We start from the raw sequence: 4,943 nt of genomic DNA on the forward strand, positions 1-4,943 counted from the left end.
AGAGCGTTTCGGCCGTGGCATTGATTTCGGGGCGAGTGGCCTCGGCGCGGGCGATTGCCGCTTCGGTCAATTCGATCGCCGACACGTCGCCCTTGCGCACCAGAGCGGCGAGGCCGGTCGCGTCTTCTTCCCAAAGGATTCGTTCGACCGACATGCGCGCTCCCCCGTTGCCGCCAAGCTAGTCAGCAGCGATTCCGTTGGCAATCCAGGCCAATAATGTCTCAGTTTGGAATTTGAGCGGCGAGTTTTTGTAAGACGCCTATCTCATGGAGTTGGAGGGGGAGCAACCGCCCCCGGAACAATGTCGGTATTCTGGGCAACCTTTATCCGCCAGCCCGACGGTTCTTCCTTCACAACAACCAGAAGCAGAATGCCTTTTCGCGTTCCAGCGGATGAGCCGTCCGGAGCGGATGCACCAGTCAGGATCCATGTATAATGCACCGATGCAATGCCGGAAGATAATTCAACAACTGACGAGACGGCACCTTCTAATCGGCTGTCGCGAAACATGGTTTCATGAGTTGCGCGGTGCGCCCTTTCGATCTCGGTGTGGTTCTTCCACCACATGCCCACGACATTGACAAAATTAGCGTCGTCGGCGAACAGCGCCGCGAAGTCGTCCATGTCATGTCTATTCCAAGCATCGGCAAAGGCAGTCGCGACATCCTCAGGTTTGGCGACTACCAATCTCATGCCAAATCTCCCTTGCTTTCCGCTAAAGTGTAGCATGTCGGGGTCATCGCCTCAAATGCGATTGCCAATCTTTGAATTCAAACTGGGACACAGCCTCGAGGCAGGTGTGCGGACGCCGGAACTTTAGGCGCGCGGAATATTTCCGCGTTGCAAATACATCGCAATTGCCTAATTTGGACCCGCATGACGCCGCAGGACATCACCAAGCTGATCGTTCGGACTTCGATGAAGGATCGGGCTGCGTTCGACCTGCTGTACCGGCAGACCAGTGCGAAACTTTTCGGCGTGTGCCTTCGTGTATTGAACGACCGGGGAGACGCGGAAGAGGCGTTGCAGGAAGTCTTCGTCAAGATATGGACGAAGGCGGATCGTTTTGCCGTCTCCGATCTGAGCCCGATCTCCTGGCTGGTGGCGATCGCGCGCAACCATGCGATCGATCGCATCCGAGCGCGGCGCAAGCCTGCAGTCGATATCGATACCGCGCTCGACGTGGCCGATCCGGCGCCGGGACCAGAAGCGATGGCGGTGGCGGGCGATGAGACCGAACGCATCCACCACTGTCTCGATGAACTGGAAAAGGACCGGGCGGCGGCCGTCCGCGGCGCTTATCTCAAGGGCGAAAGCTATGCCGAACTGGCGGAACGTCACGGCGTGCCGTTGAACACGATGCGTACCTGGCTGCGCCGCAGCCTGATGAAACTCAGGGAATGCCTGGAAAGATGACGCTGGCAGAGGACAATGGACCGGAACGTGGAGGCGACGACCTGTTCGCCGCCGAATACGTTCTTGGTGTTCTGCCGGCGGAAGAGCGGCAGATCGCATCCAGGCGCATCGACAGCGAGACAGAGTTCGCGCGGCTCGTCGATGGTTGGGAAGTTCACCTCTCGCCGTTGGGCGCGGGCTATCCGGAGATCGAACCGCCGGCTTCGGTGAAGCCGGCGATCGACCGCCGGCTGTTTTCATCCACCGCCGCCGCGCCCGCCGAACCGCGCGCCGGCCTGTGGTCCAGCCTCGCCTTCTGGCGTGGTCTCGCCGTGGCGGCTGTTGCCGCGCTGGCGCTCTATGTCGCCGTTCCCTATGTCAATCGGCCGGCCGAACAGCCGCAGGCGCGACTAGTCGCCTCGCTGGCCGCCGACGGCAGCGACGTCAAATATCTCGCCGTCTATGATTCCGAACGGCATGAAGTCAGCCTTTCGCATGTTTCCGGCGCGCTCGCCTCCGGCAAGGACTTCGAACTGTGGATGATCGAGGGCAAGAACGCGCCGGTCTCGATGGGCGTCATCCCGGCCGGTGCGACGGCGCACATTGGGGTCTCGCCCGCCACGCAGCAGAAACTCGCGCAGGGCGCCGTGCTGGCCGTCAGCCTCGAGCCTGCCGGAGGCTCGCCGACCGGCCAGCCGACCGGCCCCGTTGTTGCCGCGGGCGATCTGAAGGGCATCTGATCGACCCTCCGGATGGTGACAAGATAGAAATTACCCAGTCTATCTTCCATCACATATGTCTAATAGGCCCGTAAGCCGGCAAACCGTCGTGCTCGAAAATTTTTCCGCAATGCAAATAAATCTAAAACCAGGAAATAGTCTGAAACTCACGCATCTGTGTTCCGTATCTCCTCGCGTCCCCAAAAATGGGAAGAGAAACCCGAGGAGTCCAGATATCATGCGTAGATTCGCCACCCTTTTGCTCGCCGGTACGATCGCTGTCTCCGCGCTTGCCACGGCTGCTTATGCTGAAAACCCGATGGTCGGCGGCGCCGCCATGTTTGCCAACAAGACCATCGTCGACAACGCCGTCAATTCCAAGGATCACACGACGCTGGTCGCCGCCGTCAAGGCCGCCGGCCTGGTCGAGACGCTGCAGGGAGTCGGCCCGTTCACCGTCTTCGCGCCGACCAACGAAGCCTTCGCGGCACTGCCGGCCGGCACGGTCGACACGCTGCTCAAGCCCGAGAACAAGGACAAGCTGACCAAGATCCTGGCCTGCCACGTCATCGGCGCCAAGGCGATGGGGGCGGATGTGGCCGCGATGGCCAAGGCCGACGGCGGGACGCATAAGGTCAAGACGGTCGGCGGCTGCGAGCTGTCGCTCAAGGCCGATGGCGGCAAGGTCACCGTCACCGACGAGAACGGCAATGTCGCTAATGTGACGATCGCCGATGTCGAACAATCCAACGGCGTCATTCATGTCATCGACAAGGTTCTGCTCCCGAAAATGTGATGGGACCGAAAATGTAACAAGGCGCTTGCCGCGGACGAAACAGCAGGCAAGAGCTCTCTGTCGATCGCGTCGTCTCGCTCCCGTGATCCGCAATCGGCACGCCTGCTCCGCGCCGTTCCACGGTCAGCCGTGAACGGCGCGGAGTGTCGTTTGAGGGCAACCGTCACCGGCTTTTGACTTTTGCGTGGCGGGTATAGTTTGGCAAAACGGACGACAGGAGGAACTGGTCATGAACCGTCGCGACTTTCTTTTGAGCGGTGCCGCCGCGATCGGCGTTGTCGGTGCCGCGGCGACGGTGCTTCGCATGGGCAGCCCGCAGGCCGCCCAGGCCGCCGAGAAATTCGAGATCACCAAGACCGACGACGAATGGAAGGCCATCCTGTCGCCGGCCGCCTTCGACGTGCTGCGCAAGGAGGGCACCGAGTATCCAGGCACCAGCCCGCTGCTCAACGAACACCGCAAGGGCATCTTCGCCTGCGCCGGCTGCGACCTGCCGGTCTATCCCTCGGAGACGAAATTCGATTCCGGCACCGGCTGGCCGAGCTTCTGGCAAGAGATCGCGAATGGCATCGGCAAGACCGAGGACCGGTCGCTGGGCATGACCCGCACCGAAGTGCATTGCCGCCGCTGCGGCGGCCATCTCGGCCACGTCTTCGACGATGGCCCGGCGCCGACCGGCCTGCGCCACTGCATCAACGGCGTCGCGCTGACCTTCAAGCCCGCCACCGCCTGACGCTAGAGCAGTTCAGCGATTGGTAGAATCGCTGAACTGCTCTAACTATTTGTTTTTACGCAATTCCGGACGGAAAACCGCTACACACTTTTCCTGGAATTGCTCTAGCAAGGGCAATAAAAAACTCCGGGCTTTGCGGCCCGGAGTTTTTTGCGCTGTCAGCGTTTCAGGCGTGGACTGGAGGAGCTTCCTGAAACCGCTGCCGCGTATGGTTCTTTTGTTTCAGTGCCCGCCGCCTCCGCCACCACCGGGCGCGGCCGGCTTCCTGATCAGCATGGTGAACAGGCCAAGCGTCGCGAACAGCACCGTGAGCATGTAGAACACGTCCATGAAAGACAGCAGCGCCGCCTGTTGATGGACCATGCCCGACAATTTGGAGATCGCCGCACTGGTGGCGTCCAGGCCTGATGTCTGCTCGAAGTTGAGCGTCATGTTCTGCAGCTTCTGCTGGGCCGCCGCGCTGCCCCACTGCACGTGCTCGCCGAGCCTTGCGTAGTGGAAGGCATTGCGGTCGATCAGCACGGTGTTGATGAGGGCAAGGCCGACCGCACCACCGAGATTGCGGGTGAGGTTGAACAGGCCGGATGCATTCTTCAACCGGTCCGGCGGCAAGGTGCCGAGCGCGATGTTGTTGATCGGCACCATGCACAGCATCATCGAACAGCCGCGCAGGATCTGCGGGATGAGCAACTCATAAAAATCCCAGTCGGCGGTCAGGTGGGTCATCCACCATGTGCCGGTAGCGAAGCCGAAGAAGCCGATCATCATCATCAGCCGCAAATCCATCTTGCTCGACAGGATGCCGGAGATGGGCGCGGTGAAGAACATGGCCAGGCCGCTGACGAACAGCGCTTCGCCGATCATCATCGAATCGTAGCCGCGGATGCGCCCCAGGAAGACCGGATAGAGATAGGTCAGGCCATAGAGGCCGATGCCGATGACGAAGGAAAACAGCGAGCCGAAGGCGAAATTGATGTTGCTGAACGCCTTGAGGTCGACGATCGGTTCCTCGGCGGTGAAGACACGCCAGAAGAAGATCACCGCGCCGATGGTCATGATGATGGCGCAGATGAACACGGCCTGGTCTTGCAGCCAGTCGTTGTTCGGACCCTCTTCCAGCACGTACTCCATGCAGCCAAGGAAGGCGGCCATGCCGGCGAGGCCCCACCAGTCGAACTTCGAGAACAACTTGAGATTGGGCTTGTCGAAATCGATCAGCGACCAGGCCACGGTCGCCACCAGAATGCCGGGCACGACATTGACCAGGAACAGCCAGTGCCATGAAAAGGCGTGGCTGATA

6 protein-coding genes and 1 pseudogene are annotated in these 4,943 nt (G+C 60.7%); 4 read left to right on the forward strand and 3 right to left on the reverse strand.

Annotation, left to right across the window (positions count from 1 at the left end; all coding sequences use genetic code 11):
* Together EOA36_RS38970 and EOA36_RS27505 are read right to left on the reverse strand one after the other, a co-directional pair.
* Positions 1–154: pseudogene (locus tag EOA36_RS38970) on the reverse strand (amidase); the annotation flags it as partial.
* Between the two features lie 110 nt (positions 155–264).
* Positions 265–693, reverse strand: a complete 429-nt coding sequence (locus EOA36_RS27505) for an SgcJ/EcaC family oxidoreductase (protein ID WP_127280227.1) — start codon at positions 691–693, stop codon at positions 265–267.
* Positions 694–876: 183 nt separating this feature from the next.
* On the opposite strand from EOA36_RS27505, the gene EOA36_RS27510 reads away from it, so the two are divergent.
* The 4 genes from EOA36_RS27510 to msrB all read left to right on the forward strand — a co-directional run bounded on the left by EOA36_RS27510 (position 877) and on the right by msrB (position 3,643).
* The gene (locus tag EOA36_RS27510; protein ID WP_127280228.1) at positions 877–1,416 is read left to right on the forward strand and encodes a sigma-70 family RNA polymerase sigma factor; all 540 of its coding nucleotides are present in this window, start codon (positions 877–879) and stop codon (positions 1,414–1,416) included.
* Positions 1,413–2,135, forward strand: coding sequence for an anti-sigma factor (locus EOA36_RS27515; protein ID WP_127280229.1), 723 nt, complete (start codon positions 1,413–1,415; stop codon positions 2,133–2,135). The genes EOA36_RS27510 and EOA36_RS27515 overlap by 4 nt, the downstream gene beginning before the upstream one ends.
* A 217-nt stretch (positions 2,136–2,352) precedes the next feature.
* Positions 2,353–2,910, forward strand: coding sequence for a fasciclin domain-containing protein (locus tag EOA36_RS27520; RefSeq protein ID WP_127280230.1), 558 nt, complete (start codon positions 2,353–2,355; stop codon positions 2,908–2,910).
* 229 nt (positions 2,911–3,139) lie between these two features.
* Entirely contained in the window at positions 3,140–3,643 is a 504-nt protein-coding gene (gene msrB, locus EOA36_RS27525) for a peptide-methionine (R)-S-oxide reductase MsrB (RefSeq protein ID WP_127280231.1), read from the forward strand.
* A gap of 222 nt (positions 3,644–3,865) precedes the next feature.
* On the opposite strand, the gene EOA36_RS27530 is transcribed toward msrB, so the two are convergent.
* On the reverse strand, positions 3,866–4,943 hold a 1,078-nt coding region (locus EOA36_RS27530), incomplete at its 5' end, for a DHA2 family efflux MFS transporter permease subunit (RefSeq protein WP_127280232.1).

The sequence above is a fragment of the Mesorhizobium sp. M8A.F.Ca.ET.021.01.1.1 genome (genome assembly GCF_003998025.1).
Lineage (GTDB): Bacteria > Pseudomonadota > Alphaproteobacteria > Rhizobiales > Rhizobiaceae > Mesorhizobium.

What these genes read in the sequence shown, in the direction of transcription:
- EOA36_RS27505 (WP_127280227.1), bottom strand. Translation starts at nt 693, where the DNA reads ATGAGATTGGTAGTCGCCAAACCTGAGGATGTCGCGACTGCCTTTGCC.
- EOA36_RS27510 (WP_127280228.1), top strand. Translation starts at nt 877, where the DNA reads ATGACGCCGCAGGACATCACCAAGCTGATCGTTCGGACTTCGATGAAG.
- EOA36_RS27515 (WP_127280229.1), top strand. Translation starts at nt 1,413, where the DNA reads ATGACGCTGGCAGAGGACAATGGACCGGAACGTGGAGGCGACGACCTG.
- msrB (WP_127280231.1), top strand. Translation starts at nt 3,140, where the DNA reads ATGAACCGTCGCGACTTTCTTTTGAGCGGTGCCGCCGCGATCGGCGTT.
- EOA36_RS27520 (WP_127280230.1), top strand. Translation starts at nt 2,353, where the DNA reads ATGCGTAGATTCGCCACCCTTTTGCTCGCCGGTACGATCGCTGTCTCC.